This window comes from Streptomyces sp. NBC_00285 (assembly GCF_036174265.1).
Taxonomy (GTDB): domain Bacteria; phylum Actinomycetota; class Actinomycetes; order Streptomycetales; family Streptomycetaceae; genus Streptomyces.
This window is the reverse complement of record NZ_CP108055.1, coordinates 4,646,289-4,668,450: the sequence shown is the minus strand read 5'-3', so window position 1 is coordinate 4,668,450 and position 22,162 is coordinate 4,646,289. Positions and strand designations below refer to the sequence as shown.

Annotated in this window: 20 protein-coding genes; 10 read left to right on the top strand and 10 right to left on the bottom strand. The window is 71.0% G+C overall.

Annotated elements, in window-relative coordinates; translation table 11 throughout:
* Nucleotides 1-72: 72 nt before the first annotated feature.
* Complete coding sequence (locus OHT57_RS21455; RefSeq protein WP_328748085.1) at nucleotides 73-570, top strand: YbaK/EbsC family protein; 498 nt, start codon at nucleotides 73-75, stop codon at nucleotides 568-570.
* Nucleotides 567-1,412 (top strand): DMT family transporter, encoded by an 846-nt coding sequence (locus OHT57_RS21450; protein ID WP_328748084.1) that lies wholly within the window; start codon nucleotides 567-569, stop codon nucleotides 1,410-1,412. The genes OHT57_RS21455 and OHT57_RS21450 overlap by 4 nt, the downstream gene beginning before the upstream one ends.
* A 56-nt stretch (nucleotides 1,413-1,468) precedes the next feature.
* Here the strand turns inward: OHT57_RS21450 and OHT57_RS21445 are convergent, their stop codons facing one another.
* Nucleotides 1,469-1,987, bottom strand: a complete 519-nt coding sequence (locus OHT57_RS21445) for a hypothetical protein (protein WP_328748083.1) — start codon at nucleotides 1,985-1,987, stop codon at nucleotides 1,469-1,471.
* Nucleotides 1,988-2,298: 311 nt separating this feature from the next.
* Between OHT57_RS21445 and OHT57_RS21440 the strand changes: the two genes are divergently transcribed.
* From OHT57_RS21440 to OHT57_RS21430, 3 genes are read left to right on the top strand one after another with little or no spacing between them, the layout of a single operon-like run.
* Entirely contained in the window at nucleotides 2,299-3,243 is a 945-nt protein-coding gene (locus tag OHT57_RS21440; protein ID WP_328753276.1) for an ABC transporter ATP-binding protein, read from the top strand.
* A complete protein-coding gene (locus tag OHT57_RS21435) occupies nucleotides 3,240-4,589 on the top strand; it encodes an ABC transporter permease (protein WP_328748082.1) in 1,350 nt (449 codons plus the stop codon). The genes OHT57_RS21440 and OHT57_RS21435 overlap by 4 nt, the downstream gene beginning before the upstream one ends.
* A gap of 4 nt (nucleotides 4,590-4,593) precedes the next feature.
* The gene (locus tag OHT57_RS21430) at nucleotides 4,594-7,329 is read left to right on the top strand and encodes a bifunctional YncE family protein/alkaline phosphatase family protein (protein ID WP_328748081.1); all 2,736 of its coding nucleotides are present in this window, start codon (nucleotides 4,594-4,596) and stop codon (nucleotides 7,327-7,329) included.
* A 51-nt stretch (nucleotides 7,330-7,380) separates the two neighbouring features.
* Here the strand turns inward: OHT57_RS21430 and OHT57_RS21425 are convergent, their stop codons facing one another.
* The 6 genes from OHT57_RS21425 to OHT57_RS21400 all read right to left on the bottom strand — a co-directional run bounded on the left by OHT57_RS21425 (nucleotide 7,381) and on the right by OHT57_RS21400 (nucleotide 12,158).
* Nucleotides 7,381-8,544: a serine hydrolase domain-containing protein gene (locus OHT57_RS21425; protein WP_328748080.1), complete on the bottom strand. Its 1,164-nt coding sequence runs from the start codon at nucleotides 8,542-8,544 to the stop codon at nucleotides 7,381-7,383.
* Between the two features lie 34 nt (nucleotides 8,545-8,578).
* Complete coding sequence (locus OHT57_RS21420) at nucleotides 8,579-9,037, bottom strand: organic hydroperoxide resistance protein (RefSeq protein WP_328748079.1); 459 nt, start codon at nucleotides 9,035-9,037, stop codon at nucleotides 8,579-8,581.
* 107 nt (nucleotides 9,038-9,144) lie between these two features.
* Complete coding sequence (locus OHT57_RS21415; protein ID WP_328748078.1) at nucleotides 9,145-9,606, bottom strand: MarR family winged helix-turn-helix transcriptional regulator; 462 nt, start codon at nucleotides 9,604-9,606, stop codon at nucleotides 9,145-9,147.
* Nucleotides 9,603-10,361, bottom strand: a complete 759-nt coding sequence (locus OHT57_RS21410; RefSeq protein ID WP_328748077.1) for an energy-coupling factor ABC transporter ATP-binding protein — start codon at nucleotides 10,359-10,361, stop codon at nucleotides 9,603-9,605. The genes OHT57_RS21415 and OHT57_RS21410 overlap by 4 nt, the downstream gene beginning before the upstream one ends.
* Nucleotides 10,349-11,110 carry a cobalt ECF transporter T component CbiQ gene (cbiQ, locus tag OHT57_RS21405; RefSeq protein ID WP_328748076.1) on the bottom strand — a complete coding sequence of 254 codons (762 nt, stop codon included), beginning with the start codon at nucleotides 11,108-11,110 and terminating at the stop codon, nucleotides 10,349-10,351. Before cbiQ ends, OHT57_RS21410 begins: the two co-directional genes overlap by 13 nt.
* 1 nt (nucleotide 11,111) lies before the next feature.
* Complete coding sequence (locus OHT57_RS21400; protein ID WP_328748075.1) at nucleotides 11,112-12,158, bottom strand: energy-coupling factor ABC transporter permease; 1,047 nt, start codon at nucleotides 12,156-12,158, stop codon at nucleotides 11,112-11,114.
* Nucleotides 12,159-12,325: 167 nt separating this feature from the next.
* On the opposite strand from OHT57_RS21400, the gene OHT57_RS21395 reads away from it, so the two are divergent.
* A complete protein-coding gene (locus OHT57_RS21395; protein WP_328748074.1) occupies nucleotides 12,326-12,673 on the top strand; it encodes an SsgA family sporulation/cell division regulator in 348 nt (115 codons plus the stop codon).
* Between the two features lie 7 nt (nucleotides 12,674-12,680).
* Here OHT57_RS21395 and OHT57_RS21390 read toward each other — a convergent pair whose 3' ends face one another.
* From OHT57_RS21390 to OHT57_RS21380, 3 genes are all read right to left on the bottom strand, one after another.
* Complete coding sequence (locus OHT57_RS21390; RefSeq protein WP_328748073.1) at nucleotides 12,681-14,366, bottom strand: penicillin-binding transpeptidase domain-containing protein; 1,686 nt, start codon at nucleotides 14,364-14,366, stop codon at nucleotides 12,681-12,683.
* Between the two features lie 273 nt (nucleotides 14,367-14,639).
* Nucleotides 14,640-16,256 (bottom strand): penicillin-binding transpeptidase domain-containing protein, encoded by a 1,617-nt coding sequence (locus OHT57_RS21385; protein ID WP_328748072.1) that lies wholly within the window; start codon nucleotides 16,254-16,256, stop codon nucleotides 14,640-14,642.
* Between the two features lie 125 nt (nucleotides 16,257-16,381).
* Nucleotides 16,382-18,118, bottom strand: coding sequence for a dolichyl-phosphate-mannose--protein mannosyltransferase (locus tag OHT57_RS21380; RefSeq protein ID WP_328748071.1), 1,737 nt, complete (start codon nucleotides 18,116-18,118; stop codon nucleotides 16,382-16,384).
* Between the two features lie 95 nt (nucleotides 18,119-18,213).
* On the opposite strand from OHT57_RS21380, the gene rsmI reads away from it, so the two are divergent.
* From rsmI to OHT57_RS21360, 4 genes are all read left to right on the top strand, one after another.
* Nucleotides 18,214-19,071 (top strand): 16S rRNA (cytidine(1402)-2'-O)-methyltransferase, encoded by an 858-nt coding sequence (rsmI, locus tag OHT57_RS21375; protein WP_328748070.1) that lies wholly within the window; start codon nucleotides 18,214-18,216, stop codon nucleotides 19,069-19,071.
* A 248-nt stretch (nucleotides 19,072-19,319) separates the two neighbouring features.
* Nucleotides 19,320-19,709 carry a hypothetical protein gene (locus tag OHT57_RS21370; RefSeq protein WP_328748069.1) on the top strand — a complete coding sequence of 130 codons (390 nt, stop codon included), beginning with the start codon at nucleotides 19,320-19,322 and terminating at the stop codon, nucleotides 19,707-19,709.
* Nucleotides 19,710-19,756: 47 nt separating this feature from the next.
* Nucleotides 19,757-20,641 (top strand): TatD family hydrolase, encoded by an 885-nt coding sequence (locus OHT57_RS21365; protein ID WP_328748068.1) that lies wholly within the window; start codon nucleotides 19,757-19,759, stop codon nucleotides 20,639-20,641.
* A gap of 118 nt (nucleotides 20,642-20,759) precedes the next feature.
* On the top strand, nucleotides 20,760-22,148 hold the full coding sequence (locus tag OHT57_RS21360) for a ubiquitin-like domain-containing protein (protein ID WP_328748067.1): 1,389 nt from the start codon (nucleotides 20,760-20,762) through the stop codon (nucleotides 22,146-22,148).
* Nucleotides 22,149-22,162: the final 14 nt, after the last annotated feature.

Below are 22,162 nucleotides of genomic sequence, written 5' to 3'. Positions count from 1 at the left end.
CCCGTCGCGGGGAGGACAGGTGAGGCTGGAATTCGTTCGTGATGTCTGTATCCGGCAAGTAATCTGCCCGGCATGACGCCTTCCGACGCCGGTGCCCACCCCCGTTTCGCCGAGACCCTCCGTGAGCTGGGCCTCGACGAGCTGACCGCGCAGGTCCGCCGCTTCCCCGACGCCACCCGTACCGCCGTCGAGGCCGCCGCGGCCGTCGGGTGCGAGCTGAGTCAGATCTGTAAGTCGCTGATCTTCGCGGCGGACGGGGTGCCCGTGCTGGTGCTGATGGACGGGTCCTCCCGCGTCGACCTCGAACGGGTCCGGGAGGCACTCGGCGCCGAGAAGGTCACACGGGCCAAGGCCGATGTCGTACGGGAGACGACCGGGTACGCCATCGGGGGCGTGCCGCCCTTCGGGCACCGGACGAGGACCCGGGTGCTCGCGGACCGTTCGCTGCTCGGCCACGACATCGTGTGGGCCGCCGCGGGCAACCCGCACGCCGTGTTCCCGATGGCGCCCGAGGAACTCGTCGCCCACGCCGGAGCCACCCTGGTGGACGTCCGAGAACACACCCCGTGACCCCGCTCGTCACCGCCGCCGTCCTGTTCGCCGCGGTCACGCACGCCTGTTGGAACGCGATCGCGCACCGGATCACTGACAAGCTGGTCGGGTTCACGCTGATCGCGGGCGGCGGGATGCTGATCGGGCTGGCGTTCATCCCGTTCGTGCCCGTACCGGCGTCGGCGGCATGGCCGTATCTGGTCGCCTCGGTGTTCATCCACCTCGCGTACTACGTCCTGCTGATGAAGTCCTTCCGGCTCGGCGACTTCGGGCAGGCCTACCCGATCGCGCGCGGCACCGCGCCCCTGGTCGTGACGCTGCTCGCCGCCCTCTTCGCCCATGAGGTGCCGAACGGCTGGGCGGCCGCCGGAATCGCCGTGTCCTGCGCGGGACTCACCGGCGTCGCCCTGTGGGGGATGCGGGGCCGCAGGCCCAACTGGGCCGCCATCGGGGCCGCGTTGGCGACCGGACTGTCCATCGCCGCGTACACGGTCGTCGACGGCCTCGGCGTGCGTGCCTCCGGCTCCGCGTCCGGGTTCATCGCCTGGCTGATGGCGATGGAGGGTGTGGCGATCCCGGCGTACGCGCTCTGGCAGTGGCGCGGGCAGTTCATCCCCGTCCTACGGCCCTTCGCGGGCATCGGTCTGCTCGGCGCCGTCCTGTCCGTCACCGCGTACGGGCTCGTCCTGTGGGCCCAGACCAAGGCGGAGCTGGCCCCGATCGCGGCCCTGCGGGAGTCCTCGATCATCGTCGGCGCGGCCATCGGTGCCGTGTTCTTCAAGGAGCGGTTCGGGGCGCCCAGGATCGCGGCGGCCGGGCTGCTCGTGGTGGGGATCGGGCTGATGCTGCACGCCGGTTGAGGTGGGCGCCGGGCGGCTTCCGGATCTCACGGCCGCCCTCACACTGCCCGCCCTCGTCACTGCTCGGCGGCGGATCCTCGCGGCTGTTGGCCGACCGTGAGCGCCCAGCGGACGCCGGACGGAGCTGTGACCGTCACCGTGCCGTGCGACCGGGGGCCTGGCAGGTCCATCTCGTTCATGATGCTGCTGGTCTCCTCCTTCACGCAGGTGAGAGGAAAGCTCAGCCCGACCGGTTTCACGGAGACGGTCAGCGTTCCGTTGCCCTGGCAGTTCACGAGGATGTCCAGGGGGCCCGCCTTCAACCCGCCCGGAATGTCGAGCTCTTGGCTGCCCTGGGCGTTCGCCTTCTCGATGAGGGTCTTTCCGTCCGGGTAGGCCGGGGCCCTGCTCACGGTCTCGCCCTGGGCGTGTTCGACGCGGTCGACGGCCGACGCCCGCGTCGGTGAGGGGGAGGAAGGGGACGGCGGGGTCCCGGTGTTGTCCTGGCCACCGGTGCAGCCAGCCAGTGCGGCTGCTGCCGCCAATGCCCCCACCGCTGCCGCGAGTGCTCTCAGCAGGAGCGACAGTTTGAGCATGTGACTCTCACCCGTGTCTTTCGTCGTGGCGGCAGGCAGGGATGTGAGCGTATGGCGCGGGCCAGAGGGCAGGGAGAGTTCCGTTGATCTCCTGAGCCGGATTTGAGGTGCTGCGGCTTCAGCCGGTCGCCGTCCTCCCGTGCGCTCGCCCCAAGCGCTCCCCAAGTCCCGCTCAACGTCGGCTATTGGTTCGCTCCACTTGCCGATGACTTGACGCTTCGTTCCCTGAGCGTTCAGCCAGCCGTCTGTGGCTGGGTTGTGTGCCGTCCCTAGGGTCCTTGCGGATGCCGAAGAAGGGACTCAAGGGACTCATGGGCACTCTCCACGCGGTCCGGGCCCGCGGGATCGCCAAGTGCTTCGGCGATGTCGTGGCACTCGACGGCGTCGACCTGGAGGTGACGCGGGGCCGGATCCACGGCCTGGTCGGTCCGAACGGCGCCGGCAAGACGACGCTGCTCGGGCTCCTGCTGGGTCTGGCCGTCGCCGACGGCGGCAGTCTGGAGATCCTCGGGACGCCGGTCGGACGGGCGTTCGCCGCTCCCGACGGGGTCGCCGGCTTCGTGGACGGGCCCGGTCTCTACCCCTCGCTCACCGCCCGGCAGAATCTCGCCGCGCTGGCCCGGCTGCGGGGCCGGGACGCCCGTACCGCGCGGATCGACGACGTGCTCGACCAGGTCGGGCTCACCGACGTCGCCGACGACCGGGCCCGCGGGTTCTCCCTCGGCATGCGCCAACGGCTCGGGCTAGCCGCCGCGTTGCTCACCGAGCCGCGGCTGCTGGTGCTCGACGAGCCCGCCAACGGCCTTGATCCGGCCGGGAAACGGCAGGTGCACGGCGTCCTGAACGGCCTCGCCGCCCAGGGCACGAGTGTCGTGGTCTCCAGCCACCGCATGGACGACCTGGAGGCGCTGTGCTCCGAGGCCACCATCCTGGCCGCGGGACGGGTCGTGTTCTCGGGCCCGCTCGGCAAGCTGGCCGCCGAGAGCCGTGAACTGGACTACCGGGTACGGACGTCCGACCCGCAGGCGGCGCGGCGGCTGGCCGACGGCACGGACGGCGTCCGCATCGTCGAGGACCCCGGACGGTGGACACCGGACGTCGACGTGCTCGTCGTACGCGCGCCGGTGCCCGCCCTCGACGACCTGGTGACACGGCTCGTGACGTCGGGCATCGCGGTGCGCGAGCTGGCCCCTGTCGTGTCGCCGCTGGAAGCCGCGTTTCTCGCTCTCACCGAGCCGCAGGAGGGCGTCGGATGACCGCACTCGTCGTGGTTGAGGACACCGCCGCCCGTCCCGTCCCGGTGTCGCGGAGCTACCGCTTCGAACTCGTCAAGCTCGTCTCCCAGTGGCGTATCCGCCTCCTCGTCCTCGCCTGCTGGAGCGCACCGGGACTCTTCGTCGCCGGGGTGAGCCGGCAGAGCACCCTCCCCTCCGACACCCTCTTCGGCCGCTGGATGCACGCCACCGGATGGGCCGGACCGCTGGTGATCCTCGGTTTCGCGGGCACCTGGGCGCTCCCGCTGCTGACCTCGGTGGTCGCCGGTGACATGTTCGCCGTCGAGGACCGGCTCGGCACCTGGCGGCACCTGCTGGTGGCGGTCCGCTCGCCGCGCCGGATCTTCGTGGCGAAGGTGCTGGCCGGCCTCACTGTCATCCTGCTGCTGGTGGCAGGACTGGCCTGCTCCAGTGCCGTGGGCGGGCTCGCGTCCGTCGGCAACCAGCCGCTCGTCGGCCTCGACGGCCACCTGCTGTCCCCTTCGGATGCCGCCGGGAGGGTCCTGCTCGCCTGGGTCGCCGCACTCGCCCCCACTCTGGCCCTCGCCGCGATCGGCCTGCTCGGCTCGGTCGCCCTCGGCCGGTCCCCTACGGGGCTGCTGCTGCCGCCGGTGGTCGCGCTCGGGATGCAGGTCGCCCAGATGCTGCCGCTGCCCGTCGCCGTACGCCTCGCACTACCGGGCTACGCCTTCGTCTCCTGGAACGGCCTGTTCACCGGCCCCGCCCAGCTCACCCCGCTGCTGATCGGCGTCGCGGTCAGCCTGGTGTGGGCCGTCCTCGCGACCGCACTGGCTCAACTGCTCTTCCTGCGGCGGGACTTCACCAACCTCGCCTACGACGGTGCCGGGCGCCGCGGGTTCGCCGCGGGGCTGCTGCCCCTGGCCGGGCTGACCGCCCTCAGCGTCGCGGTGATCGCCGTGGCGGTCCCCTCGACGGGCATCACGCAGGCCAAGGTCCAGCGGTCCCTCGCCACGGCCTTCGCCCACCTGTACCGCATGCAGACCGAGCAACTCCACCGTCCCGCCGTCACCGAGGCGCAGCTCAGGGCCTCGGCGGCGTGCACCAAGAGCGACGGACAGGCCGCTCAGAAGGGGGCGGGCAATGACTGGCGGTGTGTCGTGACCTGGCACCTGCCCGGCGTACCGGTGGCGGGGACGGCTGTCTATCAGCTGGACGTCGGATCGGACGGGCGGTTCGTCGCCGACGGCGACGGGCCCAAGGAAGTGAACGGCTACTTCCTGGTGCGGACCTCCACCGGGGACGCGCCCAATCCGCTGTGGCAGTTCGACGGCAACGTCGAGCTGCTGGACACCACTTCGAAGGGATAGCCCCATGCAGGTAACACGCCGGCGCCGGAGCAGCGAGAAGGTCAGACGCCTCAGCCGTCGGAGCACGCTGGTGACGGCGGGCATCGCCGTCGCCCTCGGCGTCACCGGTACCGCGGTCGCCTCGACCTACCAGTTCGGCACCCAGCAGGTCGCGCAGGACACCGCCAGGGGCGAGGTCATCTCCAGCGACCAGTACCTCAAGCCGTACGGCAGCCGGACGGTCATCAACGACGGCAAGATCATGTCGTCCACGGTCAGCCCGGACGGCACCCACCTCGCGGCCGCGGTCACCGACGGCGACGCGGCGCTGGTGATCATGGACCTCGCGACCGGGCAGATGAAGCAGAAGATCGGCGCCAACGCGGCGGACGACCTGCGCATCAGCAGCGCCGCCGTCGGCCAGGAGGGCCCCGCCTACTCGCCCGACGGCAAGCAGCTGTGGCTCGGACAGGCCACCGGATACACCAAGTTCACCGTCACCGCGGACGGCACCCTCGCCGACCCGGTGGCCGTCCCGATCCCGACCGTCGGCACCCAGCAGGCCCTGGTGGGCGCGGCGGTGTTCTCGCCCGACGGCTCCACCGTGTACGCGGCGGTCAACGGCCAGAACCGGGTCGTCGCCCTCGACGCGGCGACCGGAACCATCAGGCAGAGCTGGGCCGTCGGCAACGCGCCCCGCGGAATCGCCCTGGTCGACGGCAAGCTGTACGTCAGCAACGAGGGCGGGCGCCCGGCCAGGGCCGGCGAGACCACCATGAACTCCTACGGCACCCAGGTGCCCGCCAACCCGGACACCGGCGCCGCCACCACCGGCACGGTCAGCGTCATCGACACCCTCGGGGACAAGGCCGTCCGGACCATCGACGTAGGTCTGCACCCGACCGCCGTGTACGCGAAGAAGGGTGCGGTGTTCGTCACCAACACCGCCGACAACAGCGTCTCGGTCATCGACACCCGCAAGGACAGGGTCGTCCAGACCATCGCCACCCAGCCGTGGCCCGAGGCGAAGGTCGGCTACGAGCCCGACGCGGTCACCCTCACCGACGACGGCCGGCTCCTGGTGACGCTGGGGCGCGCCAACGCGGTCGCCGTCTACCGGTACAAGTCCGCGCAGGAACCCGCCAGTTACGTGGGCCTGCTCCCCACCGACTACTTCCCCGCCGAGGTCACCACCGTCGGCAAGCAGGTTGTCGTCTCCAACACCCGTGGCATCGACGCCCGCCGCCCCACCACCGCCTCCGGACACGGCACCCACGACACGACGTCCAGCCTCACCGAGTTCACGCTGCCGAGCGACCTCGTCATCCGGTCCCGGACCGCCAAGGTGTTCCAGCAGAACGGCTGGACGCCCGGCTCGGTCACCACGGCCAAGGGCGGCAGCCACGCCAAGCCGATTCCGGTCCCCGCCCGCCTCGGCGACCCCTCGACGATCAAGCACGTCTTCCTGCTCGTCAAGGAGAACCGCACCTACGACCAGGTCTACGGCGACCTCCCGCAGGGCAACGGCAACCCGGCGCTGACCACGTTCGGCGCGAACGTCACCCCCAACCAGCACGCGCTGGCCCAGCAGTTCGGCCTCTACGACAACTTCTACGACATCGGCACCAACTCCGCCGAGGGCCACAACTGGCTGATGCAGTCGGACAACCCGGAGTACACCGAGTCCTCCGCCGGTGAGTACACCCGCAGTTACGACACCGAGAACGACGTCCTCGGCCACCAGAAGTCCGGCTTCATCTGGACCGGCGCGCAGGCGGCCGGCAAGTCGGTCAAGGACTTCGGCGAGTTCCAGTCCACGGAGTCCAAGCCGGCCGATGCCACCTGGCAGAACCTGTACTGCGACACCAAGAACATGGCCGCGACGGGAGCGGGGACGCAGTACCCCATCCAGACCGGCTCGGCGATCCCGTCCCTCAACGACGTGTCCGTGCAGGGCTTCCCGATGTTCGACCTCACCGTCCCGGACATCTACAAGGAACAGATCTGGAAGCAGGACTTCGAGAAGAACGGCCCCGCGAACCTGAACATGTTCTGGTTCTCCAACGACCACACCGGCGGTCCGGCCAACGCGTCCGCCGAGGTCGCCGACAACGACCTCGCGGTCGGCCGGATGGTCGACGAGATCTCGCACAGCAAGTACTGGAAGGACTCCGCGATCTTCGTCGTCGAGGACGACTCCCAGAACGGTCTCGACCACGTCGACGGCCACCGGGCCCCGGTCCAGGTCATCAGCCCCTACGCCCAGCACGGCACCGTCGACAGCCACTACTACACGCAGATCACGATGATCCGCACCGTCGAGCAGATCCTCGGGATCCACCCGATGAACCAGAAGGACAGCGCGGCCACCCCGATGTACGGGGCCTTCACCCCGAAGGCGGACACCACCCCGTTCACGGCGCTGCCCAACCGCACCTCGCTGACCCTCGGGGTGAGCCCCGCACCCTCCTGCGGCACCGACACCCCGGCCGCCCAGGACGCCGACGCGGCCCCCGCGCCGACCTCGGCGGCGGTGCCGGCGGCACAGCAGGCACTTGCCGCGCAGTGGAAGACCTGGGCCTCCCACCAGCGGCTGACCGGCGCGCACGCCGTGCCGGACTACGCCAACGCCGAGCAGATGAACCGCTACACCTGGTACCAGACGCACAACTGGACCAAGCCGTACCCGGGCGACAAGAAGGTCTACACGCCGAACGCCGTCCCCGGCGCCTACCTGCCGTCGGCGGAGTCCGACGGCTGAGCCGGGAGGTGAGCCGCGGGCGGGCCCGCGCAGAGTGCGTTCCCGGCGGGGTCACAAGGCCGCCCGTACCGCCCTGACCAGTGCCTGTGCCCTCGGGTCCGCCGTGACCGTCTTGCGGAAGCCGTTGGTGACGTAGCCGAAGGCGATGCCCGTGTCCGGGTCGGCGAAGCCGAGGGAGCCGCCGCGGCCGGGGTGCCCGAAGGAGCCGGGGCCGAGCAACGGGGATGCGCTGCCGTGCAGCATGTAGCCGAGGCCGAAGCGGGTGTTGACGACCAGTACGCGATCGGGGCCCGCCGACTCCTCGGTGCGGGCCGCCTCCACGGTGGCCGGGGTGAACAGCCGCACGCCGCCGTCGACGTCACCGATCAGCGCCGCGTAGATCCGGGCCAGCCCGTCGGCCGTCGCGATCCCGTTCGTCGCGGGCAGGGCGCTCGCCCGGTACGCCGGGTCGTTCTGGTCGGGGAAGGGGGTGATCGCGGCGAAGGCGCGGCGGGTGAGGGAGCCGGGATCCTCGTAGGCCTCGGTGACGGACCGTTTGGGGCGGGCGTGCAGGGCGCCGGTCGGCTCCGGCGTCTCGATCCGGCCCACCCGGCCCGTCCGGCCGGCCGCTTCCTCCGTCTCGGGCAGCCCGAGCCAGAACCCGGCCCCGAGCGGCCCGGCGATCTCCCGTGCGATCCACGCGCCGGCGCCGAGCCCGGTCACCCTGCGCACCAGTTCGTCCAGCATCCAGCCGTACGTCAGCGCGTGGTACCCGTGGTCCGTGCCCGGCTCCCAGGCCGGGGTCTGCGCGGCGACCGCCTCGGGGCCCTTCCGCGGGTCCAGGGCCTCCTCAGGGGTGAGCGGCCGGTCCAGCACCGGCACCCCGGCCCGGTGGTTCAGCACATGCCGGACCAGCAGCCGCTCCTTGCCGTGCGCCTTGAACTCGGGCCAGTACTCGGCCACCGGCGCGTCCAGGTCCAGCAGCCCACGCTGACGCAGCAGCAGGGGTACGGCGGCGGCGACGCCCTTGGTCGCCGAGCGCACGAGCTGCGCGGTGCCGCGCTGCCAGGGCTCGGTGCCGTCGACGTCCCTGGTGCCGGCCCACAGGTCGACGACCCGGCGCCCGTCCCGGTACACGGCGACCGCGGCACCCCGGTCCCCGAGCGTCTCGAAGTTCCGCGCGAACACGTCCCTGACCGGTTCGAAGCCCTCGGCGACGGTGCCGTTCACGTCCACGTCCGTGCTCCTCCTGCGTGCGGGTGTCTCCCTCTCACCCAAGCAGGATCGTCACGTCGATGTTCCCGCGGGTCGCGTTCGAGTACGGGCAGACCTCGTGGGCCGCGTCCACCAGCTTCGCCGCGATGCCCGCGTCGAGGATCGGGAGGGACACGCTCAGGGCGACCGCGAGGCCGTAGCCGCGGTGCTTGTTGGGGCCGATGCCGACTTTCGCGGCGACGGTGGAGCCGCTCAGGTCGTAGCCCATGCGGTTGCCGACGAGGATCAGCGCGTTGTGGAAGCAGGAGCTGTACCCGGCGGCGAACAACTGCTCCGGGTTGGTGCCGTTGCCGTCCCCGCCGAGGGCCGGCGGCATGGCGACCTTCAGCTCGATCTGGCCGTCCTGGCTGGTGACGTAGCCGTCGCGGCCGCCGTGCGCGGTGGCCTCGGCGACGTACATGATCTTCGTCGGACGAGTGTCGACGGCGGTGTCGACTGCGGTGTCGTCACTCATGGCTGGCCCCCCAAGGAACAAGTGCGCGCAAGTACATCGTGCACAAGGTACCGGCCGGTAGGTGCGAGTCGGACCACCAGGGGGTGGCAACCGTGGGTAACGGGAGGTCAGTGGGGGCGCTCGGATGCCTCGTGCGCTCTCTCCGCGAGCCCCCGCAACTCCTGGCGCAACCTCGCGACCTCCTCGGAGTCGAGCCCCGTCGCGGACAGGAGGGCGCCGGGGACGCGGGTCGCACGCTCCCGGAGTTCCGTCGCGCGCTCCGTGCACGCGACGAGGACCGAGCGCTCGTCGGCCGCCGCGCGCTCCCGGCGTACCAGCCCCGCGCTCTCCAGCCGCTTGAGCAACGGCGAGACCGTGCCGTAGTCCAGCCGCAGGGCCCCCGCCAGCTCCTTCACGCTGGTCTCGCCGCGCTCCCACAGCACCAGCAGCACGAGGTACTGCGGATAGGTGAGCCCGAGCTCGTCGAGGAGCGGCCGGTACGCGGCCGTCACCGCGCGCTGGGCGGCGTACAGCGCGAAGCACAACTGGTCGTCAAGGAGCAGCGACCCGGCGTCCTCTTCGTTCGTCACGCGCCCATTGTCACGGACCGCGGATCGAATCCGAAGGGCAGCTCCAGCCGGTGTGCCCGCATCAGCCCGTCGTCGGCGAGGAGTCCGGCCGTCCTGCCGTCCGCGACGATCGTGCCCTCGCTCAGGATCAGGGAGCGCGGGCACAGCTCCAGGGCGTACGGCAGGTCGTGCGTGACCATCAGCACGGTCACGTCCAACGAGCGCAGGATGTCGGCGAGTTCACGGCGAGAGGCCGGGTCGAGGTTCGAGGAGGGCTCGTCCAGGACCAGGATCTCCGGCTCCATCGCCAGTACGGTCGCCACGGCCACCCGGCGCCGCTGGCCGAAGGACAGGTGGTGCGGGGGCCGCCCGGCGAAGTCCGCCATGCCGACCCGCTCCAGGGCGGTCCGCACACGCTCCTCCAGCTCGGGCCCCGCGAGCCCGGCCGCCGCCGGCCCGAACGCCACGTCCTCGCGCACGGTCGGCATGAAGAGCTGGTCGTCGGGGTCCTGGAAGACGATGCCGACCCGGCGCCGGATCTCCGCCATGTGCTGCTTGCCGACCGGAAGTCCGGCGACCCGCACCGAGCCCACCCCGCCGCTCAGGATGCCGTTGAGGTGCAGCACCAGGGTCGTCTTGCCGGCGCCGTTCGGGCCGAGCAGCGCGACCCGCTCGCCGCGCGCGATCGAGAAGTCCACGCCGAAGAGGGCCTGGTGCCCGTCGGGATACGCGTAGGCCAGACCGGCCACTTCGAGGGAAGGTGTCACAGGGTCCATCCCAACACGCAGACGACGAGGGCGGCGACGGGGAGCGCGAAGGCGTACGACCACTGCGCCCGGGACGCGGTCACCTCGTCGATGACCGGCATCGAACCGGCGTAACCGCGGCTGACCATGGCCAGGTGCACCCGCTCGCCGCGCTCGTAGGAGCGGATGAACAGCGCGCCGGCCGACTTCGCGAGGACGCCCCAGTGCCGGACGCCGCTCGCCTCGAACCCGCGCGACTCCCGCGCGATCCGCATCCGCCGCATCTCGTCCGTGATGACGTCGCCGTAGCGGATCATGAAGGACGCGATCTGGACGAGGAGCGGCGGGAGCCTGAGCCGTTGCAGCCCCAGCAGCAGTTCGCGCAGTTCGGTGGTGGACGCCAGCAGCACCGACGCGGCGACGCCGAGGGTGCCCTTCGCGAGCACGTTCCAGGCGCCCCACAGCCCGTTCACGCTCAGCGACATGCCGAGCACCCCGACCCGTTCGCCCTCCGCGACGAACGGCATGAGCACCGCGAACGCCACGAACGGCACCTCGATCAGCAGCCGCTTCAGCAGAAAGCCGGCGGGCACCCGCGCGACGTACGCGGTGACGCCCAGCAGTGTGGCGTACAGGGCGAACGCCCACATCGCCTCCCGCGGGGTCGAGACCACGACGACCACGAAGGCGAGGACCGCCGCGAGTTTCGTGTGCGGCGGCAGGGCGTGCACGGGCGAGTGCCCGTGCCGGTAGAGCCTGTGCGCGTGTCCGGCCCCCACGTCAGACGCTGCTCGTGCTCGCCGGTGAGACGTCGCCCGTACGACGCCTGCGCACCGCCCAGAACACGCCGGTGCCCGCGACGACGGTGACGCCGACGCCGATGACGCCCGCCAGCCCCCCGGACAGGCGGGCGTCCTCGACGTCCCTCACGCCGTAGTCGGCGAGCGGCGAGTCCGCGTTGGCATGCTGCTCGGCCCTGTCGTCGATGCCCTTGTCCGCGGCGACCTTCTCCAGCCCGTCGGGGTTCGCGGAGGCGTAGAAGCTGACGAATCCGGCGAGGACCAGCGAGGTCACGAGGCCGGTGATCCACACCTTGCGGTGCGAACGGGCGGCGACGGGGGTCTTCTCGGCGGCGGGTACGTCGACGAGCTCGCCGTTCACCCGCAGCCGGAGCTTCTGCTCCAGACCGCGCGCGCCGTACACCAGGTCGGGGCGTACGGCGATGACGGCGCCCACGGTGAGCGCGGTGATGGCGGCCTCGCCGATGCCGATGAGGACGTGGACGCCGATCATCGCGGTGGCGACCTTGCCGATGGAGACGTCGGTGGTGCCGCCGACCGCGTAGATCAGGGTGAAGGTGACGGCCGCGGCGGGCACCGAGAGCACCGCGGCGACGAAGGAGGCGGCTGTGATCGAACTGCGCCTGCGCGGCAGGACCTTCACCAGGCCGCGGAAGACGGCGTACGCGACGACCGTGGTGACGACGGCCATGTCGGTGATGTTCACGCCGAGCGCGGTCAGACCGCCGTCCGCGAAGAGGATGCCCTGCATCAGCAGGACCACGGACACGCACAGGACCCCGGTGAAGGGCCCCACGAGGATCGCGGCCAGCGCCCCGCCGAGCAGGTGTCCGCTGGTCCCCGCGGCGACGGGGAAGTTCAGCATCTGTACGGCGAAGATGAACGCCGCGACCAGGCCCGCCAGGGGCGCGGTGCGCTCGTCCAGTTCGCGGCGGGCGCCGCGCAGGCTCACCGCCACGGCGGTCGCGGCGACCACTGCGGTCGCTGCCGAGATGGGGGCGTCTATGAATCCGTCAGGCACATGCACCGTTGCATGATGTGGCTTGTTGCGAACCTTTTGCAAGAGAGGGGTGACGCGAACAGCAAGTCGCAGGCTTGCGGTCCCGGGGGCGCAAGCCAGGAAATGTGCGACGCTGGAGAAGGAATGGATGCACAGCTTCCGCACAGGTTACGCAGCGTGAGAGGCCCGTCACGATGTCTGTAGTCGAACAGTACGCACGAGCCCACATCGTTTCGGACGCGGACATCGCCGAGGACGAGGCGGTCCCGGTGGTCCTGCGCTACGACCCCGAGGACGACCCCCGCTCGGTACGCGTCGGCCTGCCGGGCACCCACGAGTGGACCTTCTCCCGCGCTCTGCTGGAGCAGGGACTCAGGGCGCCGGCCGGCAGCGGCGAGGTACGGGTGTGGCCGTGCGGCCGCGTACAGGCCGTCATGGAGTTCCACTCCCCGCAGGGCGTGTCGGTGGTGCAGTTCGAGCAGAAGGCGCTGCTGAGGTTCCTGCGCCGCACCTACATGGCCGCGTCCCCCGTACGGGGCTAGCCGCCGGTCAGCCGCCCATCTTCAGCAGGGCCGCCACGATCGGGCCCGCCGTGTCGCCGCCGTGGCCGCCCGCCTGGGCGACGCCCGCCGCCGCCAGGTCGCCCCGGTACGCGGTGAACCAGCCGTTGGGCTTCTTCTGGCCGTCGACCTCCGCGGAGCCGGTCTTCGCGCCGACGTTGCCGTAGACCCCGGACATCGCCTCGGCCGCCGTGCCGTAGCCCGCCGTGTACGCCATCAGCTCACGCAGCTGCGCCAGCGTGCCCGCGGACATCGTGCGCGAGGCCGTGGCCAGCGTGCGGCCGTCGACCGTCGGGGACACCAGGTAGGGCTGCTTGAAGGTGCCCGACTCGATGGTGGCGGAGACCGACGCCATGTTCAGCGGGTTCATGCGCACCCCGCCCTGGCCGATGAGCGAGGCCGCCTTCTGGGCCGCGCTCTGCACCGGCACCGCGCCGTCGAAGGACGGGACGCCGATCGCCCAGTTGTCCATGGACAGACCGAAGACCTGCTGGGCCTGCTTGGTCAGGCTGTCGTTGTCCAGCTTGCCCGCCTGGCTGATGAAGGCGGTGTTGCAGGAACGCGCGAAGCTCGCCTTGAAGGTGCCGCCCTTGATCTCGAACTTGTCGTCGTTCTGGAACTTCCAGCCGCCGTACGTGAAGTACTTCGGGCAGGGGTGCGCCTTGTCCGCCGACGCGAGGTCCTTCTCGATCAGCAGCGAGGAGGTGACGACCTTCATCGTGGAACCGGGGGCGAGAGAGCCCTGGAAGGCCGTGTTGAAGCCGTGGCCGGCGTTGGCCACGGCGAGGATCTCGCCGGTCGAGGGGCGCAGGACGACCACGGAGGACTGCGCCTGCGTCGTGACCTGCCGCTCCGCCGCCGCCTGGAGCGCCGGGTTCAGCGTCGTCTTCACGGTGCCCGGGGTGCCCTTGCTGAGCTCCACCAGGGTCTTGTCGGAGTCCTCGGCCTTCGCGGACCCGGACGACTTGCCGCGGACCACCCGCAGTTCGATGCCCGCCTTGCCGCCGGCCTTCTTGCCGTACTTCTCGCGCAGCCCGTCCAGCACCGTGCCCAGGGAGGGGTACTTGGCCGCGGTGAGCTCGCCGCCGTCCCGGTCGACCGCCTTGATGGGTGGCGTCCCGGACTCGCCGGTGACCAGGGTGTCGCCGTCCTTCAGATCGGGGTGGACGACCGAGGAGGCCCAGTGGACCTGCGGCTTCCCGGTGCTCGTGTTGCGGACGACGGTGAGTGAACTGCCGTACGCCAGCGGCTTGGTGAGGCCCTTGTACGTCACCGTGGCCTTCACGGAGAAGGGCACCTTGCCGCCCGTGCGGGTGCCCGGGGTGAGGGTGACGCCGGTGATGTGGGCGTCCTTGGTGTAGCCGGTGAGGAGAGCGGTGGCGGCCGCGGTGTCACTGGTCGCCGCGGCGGCCGCGGTCACCCTGCCCTGCTGCCAGGAGGTGAGGAAGGTGGTCGCGGTGGAGGTCACCTCGGCCGCCGACAGCGGTCCGGTCTTCACCTTCGGCTTCTGGTCGGCGGCCGAGGACGTGTTCTGCGTCCGGTCGTCCGCCGCCGCCCCGGCGCCGTACAGTGCGTAGACGCCGACACCGGCGCCGACGACGACAACGGCGATCATCCCGCCGACCACGGCGGGCTTGGTCTTCCGTCGCTCGGCGACGCGCCTTCTGTTACCCACGATCTACGCTTCCTCCGCGCTGTCTCAGGGTCCCCTTAGGGCCCTGGCGTCGCATTCCCGTCTGCCCCGCGGTGTCTGGCACGCGCGCTCGCCGCGTTCCCGAACCGCCCACGTGGCTCCGCCACGAGGGCGGCCCGGCGCCTTGCGATCACACGCACCAGACACCGCGGGGCCCGCCCTTCGGGCGGACGACGGGAATGCGACGCCAGGACCCAGCCCTCATCCATCCCAACGACGGCCACAGCCTAGAGTCCCTGCCCTGCGCGGGTGACTTCAGCCTGCGGCTCGTAGCACAGCTGCGACAATCGGCCCCGCCGCGTCGCCGCCGTGGCCGCCCTCCTCCGTCATGGCCGCCGCGGCCACGTCGTTGCGGAAACCGGTGAACCAGCTGTTGGACACCTGCTGTCCGTCGACCTCCGCGGAACCGGTCTTCGCGCCGATGTCCCCGCCGAGCCCCGCCATCGCCTTCGCGCCGGTGCCCTGGGTCGCGGTCATCCGCATCATCTGCTTCAGCTGGGAGGCCGTGTTGTACGGCAGCCCCTTGGCGGTGGCCAGTTTCCGGTCGTCGAGTTCGGGCGACACCAGGTAGGGCTGGCGGAAGGTGCCGGTGATCGCGGTCGCGGTCACCGAGGCCATGTTCAGCGGGTTCATCTGGACCTGGCCCTGGCCTATCGCGCCCGCCGCCCGGTCCGGGCCGCCGACCGCGGGGACCTTGCCGTCGAAGGAGACGACGCCGGTCTTCCAGTCCTCGCCGATACCGAACCGGTTCTGGGCCTCCAGCGTCAGCGAATCGTCGGTGAGCGGCTTCTCGTCGATGAGCTTGATGAAGGCCGTGTTGCAGGACCGCATGAAGCTGTTGGCCAGCGTGGCGCCCTCGTTGGACTGCATGCCGGTGAGGTTCTTGAAGGTCTGTCCCTGCCACACGGCACTGTCCGGGCAGGGCGCCGGGCCGTTCATCGAGGTCACGCCGTTGTCGATGAGCATCGCTGCGGTGATGATCTTCATGGTGGAGCCGGGGGCCTTGGTGCCCTCGAAGGCCGCGTTGAAGGCGTCCGTACGGTTGTTGGCCACGGCCAGCACCTCGCCGGTGCTGGGCTTGACGGCGACCACCGAGGACTGGTGGTACAGCTTCACGGCCTTCTCGGCGGCGGCCTGAGCGGTCGCGCTGAGCGTGGTCTCCAGCTTGCCCGCCTTGCCTTCGGCGAGGGTCAGCAGCGAGGTGTCGGGCGTCTGGTCCGGGTGCTTGACGACCAGCTCGATGCCGGGAGTGCCGCCGGCCTCGGCGCCGTACTTCTCCCGCAGGGCGTCCAGGACCGGCCCGAGGGAGGGGTACTTCTCCTTCGTCAGCACCTTGCCCGAGCGGTCAACCGCCTCGATGGACGGGTTCGCGGACTCGCCGGTGACGAGCCTGTCCTCCGCCTTGAGCTTCGGATACACCACGGCGGGCTGCCAGTCGACGAGCGCCTTCCCGGTGGTCACCCCGCGCACCACGGTCAACTTGCTCTCGTACGCGAGCGGCTTCGACTTCCCGTCGTAGGACACCGTCGCCTTCACGCTGTACGGCACGGTGGCGCCGGTCGCCTTGCCGGGCGTGATGCGTACGTCACCGATGTGCGCGTCCGTCTTGTAGCCCGTCAGCAGCGCCTCGGCCGTGGTGCTGTTGTTCGTGAGCGACGCCGCGCCCGCCGCGTCGCCCTTCTCCCAGGCGGCGAAGAAGTCCTTCGACGTCTTCGCGATCTCGTCGGCACCGGGCGGCCCGCTCCTGACACCGCCCGAACCGCTTCCGTCCTTGGTCAACGCCGACACGAAGTTGTACGCCCCGTATCCGGCCCCGCCGACCATCACGGCGAACACCGTGCTGACGACCGCGACCTTCACCCCCTTGGCCATGGTTGGCCCCCCTCCCCGATTACCCCATCGCTGTGGGCACTCTAGGCGGGAGGTGTGACACCAGGGGTAAGAGTTTCCTGATTCCTCGGAGCAGGTGCTCAATCACATACGTGAATTCCAGCCCCCTAGACCCACGTATCCAGCCACATCCGCGACCGCCAGCTCTCGATCGGGATCGCCGTTCCGGTGTACAGGGGCCAGAAATAGATGAAGTTCCACGTGATCAGGAGGACCAGGACTCCTGCCGCGATCGCGCCTGCCACGCGGCGGGTCTCGGTGGCGCGCGGGGGCCCGATGAGAGCGCCGAGGAGCATGGCCACGGCCAGGCAGAGGAAGGGGAGGAAGACGATCGTGTAGAAGAAGAAGATCGTGCGTTCCTGGTAGTTGAACCAGGGCAGGTATCCGGCCGCGATGCCGCAGGCGATGGCGCCCGCGCGCCAGTCGCGGCGGAAGAACCAGCGCCACAGGACGTAGAGGACCGCGAAGCAGGCCGTCCACCACAGGAGCGGGGTGCCGATCGCGAGGACCTCGCGGGCACACTTCGCACCCGCGTCCGCCGGGCAGCCGTCGGTGCCGGGCGAGGGCGACTCGTAGAAGTACGAGACGGGGCGGCCGTCGACGAGCCAGCTCCACGGGTTGGACATGTAGGTGTGCGGCGAGGAGAGGCCGACGTTGAACTTGTAGACCTCGTGCTCGTAGTGGACCAGGCTGCGCCACCAGTCGGGCAGGAAGGTCCAGTTGCCGCCCTTGCCGTCGGTCGCGGCCCAGTTGCGGTAGTAACCGCCGGTGCCGTTCGTGGGCGAGAGGATCCAGCCGATCCACGAGGTGAGGTAGGTGACGAACGCGACCGGCACCATGGCCAGGAACGCGATGCCGGCGTCGTGGTTGAGGGCCGCCTGGTACGGGTGCCGCGCCCCCGCGACCCGGCGGGAGCCGACGTCCCACAGCACGGTCATGATGCCGAAGGCGATGAGGAAGAACAGACCGTTCCACTTGGTGCCCATGGCCAGGCCGAGCAGCAGGCCCGCCAGCCAGCGGTACGGCCGCCAGCCGAGCCGGAGTGTGTCCGCGATCCCCGCGTCGGGGCGCACGAGCCCGTGGGCGTCGACCGGCAGCGCGGCCGCGAGTTTCTCCCGTGCCCGGTCGCGGTCGATGACCAGAGCGGCGAACGCGGCCAGCACGAAGAACATCAGCACACCGTCGAGCAGCGCGGTCCGCGCCATCACGAAGGCCAGGCCGTCCACGGTCATCAGCGCGCCCGCGAGACAGCCGAGGAACGTGGAGCGGAAGAGGCGACGGCCCACCCGGCACACGATCAGCACCGACAGCGTGCCGAGCAGCGCCGTCATGAACCGCCAGCCGAACGGATCGAACCCGAACATCAGCTCGCCGAGCCCGATGACGTACTTGCCGACCGGCGGATGCACCACATAGGCGGCGTCCGTCGGCAGCGCGACGTGCCCGTTGGACAGGATCTGGCTGTCGACGTTCTTGCCCCAGCTGAGCTCGAAGCCGCGGTGGACGAGCGCCCACGCGTCCTTCGCGTAGTACGTCTCGTCGAATATCACCTTCTTCGGGCTGCCCAGGTTCCAGAACCGCATCAGGCCCGCCACCAGCGTCACCAGCAGCGGCCCCAGCCAGCCCGACCAGCGCGTGACGCGCTCGGCGAGCGGCCCGGGCACGCCCAGGACCTGCCACATCCGCGGGCTGGGCTCGACATAGGGCGGCACCAGGCGCTCGCGCACATCGCTTCCGTCCGGGGCCTGGTAGCCGAATCGGCGCAGCCTCTGCTGCCACGACGGCCGCCGGTCCTGGGGGGCCTGGTCCTGCCGGGTGTCCGTGGAGGACGCGGTACTGGTCACCGCGCCATCGTAGGGAACAGCGCTGTGTGCGTCCCGTGCATGGGTGGGAGAGGCGCGGATGCATCCGGATCCGGTGACCCTGGGAGGATGGGCGCGTGACAGTTGAGCCCGGAACCCTGGTCCTTGCCGGAACCCCCATCGGCGACGTCGCCGACGCCCCGCCCCGGCTCGCGCAGGAGCTGGCCGGGGCCGACGTCGTGGCCGCAGAGGACACCCGCCGGCTGCGGCGCCTGACCCAGGCGCTGGGCGTCACGCCCAAGGGGCGCGTGGTGTCGTACTTCGAGGGCAACGAGGCGGCCCGCACCCCCGAACTCGTCGAGGAACTCCTCGGCGGCGCACGTGTGTTGCTTGTCACGGACGCCGGGATGCCGTCGGTGTCCGACCCCGGCTACCGGCTGGTCGCCGCCGCCGTCGAGAAGGACCTCCGGGTCACCGCGGTGCCGGGACCGTCCGCGGTGCTCACCGCGCTCGCGCTGTCCGGGCTGCCCGTGGACCGGTTCTGCTTCGAGGGGTTCCTGCCGCGCAAGGCCGGCGAGCGGCTCTCGCGGCTGCGGGAGGTCGCCGGGGAGCGGCGCACCCTCGTGTACTTCGAGGCCCCGCACCGTCTCGACGACACGCTCGCGGCGATGGCCGAGGTGTTCGGGACGGAGCGGCGGGCGGCCGTGTGCCGGGAGCTGACGAAGACGTACGAGGAGGTCAAGCGGGGGGACCTGGGCTTCCTCGCCGAGTGGGCCGCCGAGGGGGTCCGGGGCGAGATCACCGTCGTGGTCGAGGGGGCGCCCGCGAAGGGCGCCGAGGAGATCGACGACGCGGAACTGGTGCGCAGGGTGCGGGTGCGGGAGGAGGCGGGGGAGCGCCGCAAGGAGGCGATCGCCGCCGTGGCCGTGGAGGCGGGAGTGCCCAAGCGGGTCGTTTTCGATGCGGTCGTCGCGGCGAAGAACACCGCTCCCTGACGTGCCCGGATGAGGTGGGTCACACCCCCTCTGAGCAGGGCGCACATCTTCTGAGCGTGCGCCCCAAGTGCGTGCCAAAGGGGTGCCTCGGAATGCAAAGTCCCGCACGGCGTGGCGGGGCGGTTTGGCAAGGAACGCCCAAATCGGCTCCAACACTCGACAGGGCTGTCGCGTACCCGCCCACGGAGGCGTCCACTGGAGTGAGGGACGTACCCGTCCTCCACTCCAGCGGACACACAGGAGCTGGCATGAGCGAGATCGCAGGGCACCCCGGTGCCACGGCAGTCGTCAACGAGTCCTACTCCTTCGCCTGCATGCGCTGCGGGCACGGGTGGGAGCAGTCGTACGAGATCGAGCACCACATCGACGGCGGCGGCCGCGAATTCGTGCAGTACATGGTGAGCGGGCAGATCGTGCCCTCCCCGCTCTCCAGGCCCACGTGTGCGAACTGCGACAACCACGTCGTGCGGATCATGCGGCCCGGCCGGGTCGCGTCCGCCCGTGACGCGGCTCACCGCCAGCACCGCACGCCCCCCGCCGGGCCCGTGGAGGTGCCGGTGGCCGCGGACGGCTCGGTGGACCAGCACCACTGGCATCTGTCCGACCTCCTGCACGTCTTCCAGCGCAAGGCGAGCTGACCGCCCTCCGCCGCAGGGCGGGCATGCCCCTTTCGTAGGATCGGGGCATGCCTTCGAACAGCCCCCGCGAGAAGAACGCGGCGCCACCGCTCCCGGAGCCCCTGCGGGTACCGGTCGCCGACTCCCACACCCACCTGGACATGCAGGACGGGACCGTGGAGGAGAAGCTCGCGAAAGCCGCGTCGGTGGGGGTGACCACGGTCGTCCAGGTCGGCTGCGACGTCCGCGGCTCGCAGTGGGCGGCGCAGACCGCGGCCCGATACGACGCCGTCCACGCCGCCGTCGCCCTGCACCCCAACGAGGCCCCGCGCATCGTCCACGGCGACCCCGACGGCTGGTCCCGGCAGGGTGAGCGAAAGGCGGGAGGCACCGGCGCGCTCGACGACGCGCTCGCCGAGATCGACCGCCTCGCCGCACTCCCGCAGGTCAAAGGCGTCGGCGAGACCGGCCTCGACCACTTCCGCACCGGGCCCGAGGGCAAGGAGGCGCAGGAGGCCTCCTTCCGCGCCCACATCGAGATGGCCAAGCGGCACGGCAAGGCGCTCGTCATCCACGACCGCGACGCCCACGCGGACGTCCTGCGCGTGCTGAAGGAGGAGGGCGCCCCCGAGCGCACCGTCTTCCACTGCTACTCCGGCGACGCGGAGATGGCGGAGATCTGCGCCCGCGCCGGGTACTTCATGTCCTTCGCCGGCAACGTCACCTTCAAGAACGCCCAGAACCTGCGGGACGCGGTCGCCGTGGCCCCTCTCGAACTCCTCCTGGTGGAGACCGACGCGCCCTTCCTGACGCCGGTGCCGTACCGCGGACGGCCCAACGCCCCCTATCTCGTTCCGGTCACGGTGCGCGCCATGGCCGCCGTGCGCGGCATCGACGAGGACACCCTGGCCACGGCACTCGCCGCCAACACCGCACGCGCCTTCGGGTACTGACCCCGTCGAACGTAACTCCGGGTAGCCATGTCACTTTGGAGAGTGACGGTCGCTCCGCTAGGTTCTGTGGGCCCGATCCGGACCCCGCAGGACCCCTCGGCCCCTGGAGCGTGTCGGCGTGAGCAACTCGCAGTCGCAGTACGAGACGTACGAGACCTACGAGCCGTATGACCCGTACGGCCCGACCGAGCCGTACGGAACACAGGCGTACGGCGGTTTCGACGCGCCCTCCGCCGGCCCGCCCACCGCGGAGACCCTCGTCTACGGCGTGTACACGGCACCGCCGTACGAGGACACCTACCGGCCCGCCTACGAGGCGCCGGAGCCGACGTTCCCGCGTCAGCCCGTCCCGGAAGCGCGCCCCGAGGCGGGGCGGGCCGCGCGCCGGCGCAGGACGCGGTATGCGGAGCGGCCCGACAGCGCCATGCGTCGCCTGCTTCCCCAGGCGCTCGTCGTCGCCTTCCTCGCGGGCGGCACCACCGCGTTCGTCGCCGAGGACAAGGCGATCGAACTGACCGTCGACGGAAAGCCGCGCACACTCCACACCTTCGCGGACGACGTGAGCGAACTCCTCGCGGAGGAGGGCGTCGCCGTGGGAGCGCACGACGTGATCGCGCCCGGGCCCGACGACCCCCTCGCCAGCGGTGACGAGGTGGCGGTGCACTACGGACGTCCCCTGCGGCTCACGCTCGACGGACAACGGCGTGAGGTGTGGACCACGGCACAGACCGTGCAAGGGGCGCTCGAAGAGCTGGGCGTGCGGGCCGAGGGCGCGTACGTGTCCACCTCGCGCTCCCGGCGCATCGGGCGGGAGGGGCTCGCGCTGGACGTGCGGACCGAACGTTCCGTGACGGTCATGGCCGACGGCCGGGCCCGGACGGTCCGGACGAACGCGGCGACCGTCGGGGAGGTCGTCGAGGAGGCCGGGGTCACGCTCAGTGGGATGGACGCCACCTCGGTGCCGGCGGCGAGTTTCCCGCGCGACGGGCAGACCGTCACGGTGCTGCGCATCACTGGGACCCAGGAAGTGCGGGAGGAACAGATCCCGTTCCGCGAGGAGCGCACGGATGACCCCTCCGTGTTCAAGGGCACGGAGGTCGTCGAGCAGGCGGGCGTGCCCGGGGTACGGCGGGTCACGTACTCCCTGCGGACCGTCAACGGCGTGAAGCAGAAGCCGCGGCGGATCCGCACCGAGGTGGTCCGGGAGCCCCGCGAACAGATCGTGAAGGTCGGGACGAAGCCGATGCCCACGTCCGTGCAGGGAGCCGACCAACTGGACTGGCAGGGCCTCGCCGTGTGCGAGTCCGGAGGGCGCCCCGACGCGCTGGACCCCTCCGGGACGTACGGCGGTCTGTACCAGTTCGACACGAGAACCTGGCAGGGCCTCGGCGGCTCGGGCCGCCCCCAGGACGCACCGGCGGCGGAACAGACGTTCCGCGCGAAGAAGCTGTACGTAAGGCGCGGGTCGAGCCCGTGGCCGCACTGCGGGGCCCGCCTGCACGGATGAGGGTGTCCGGACCG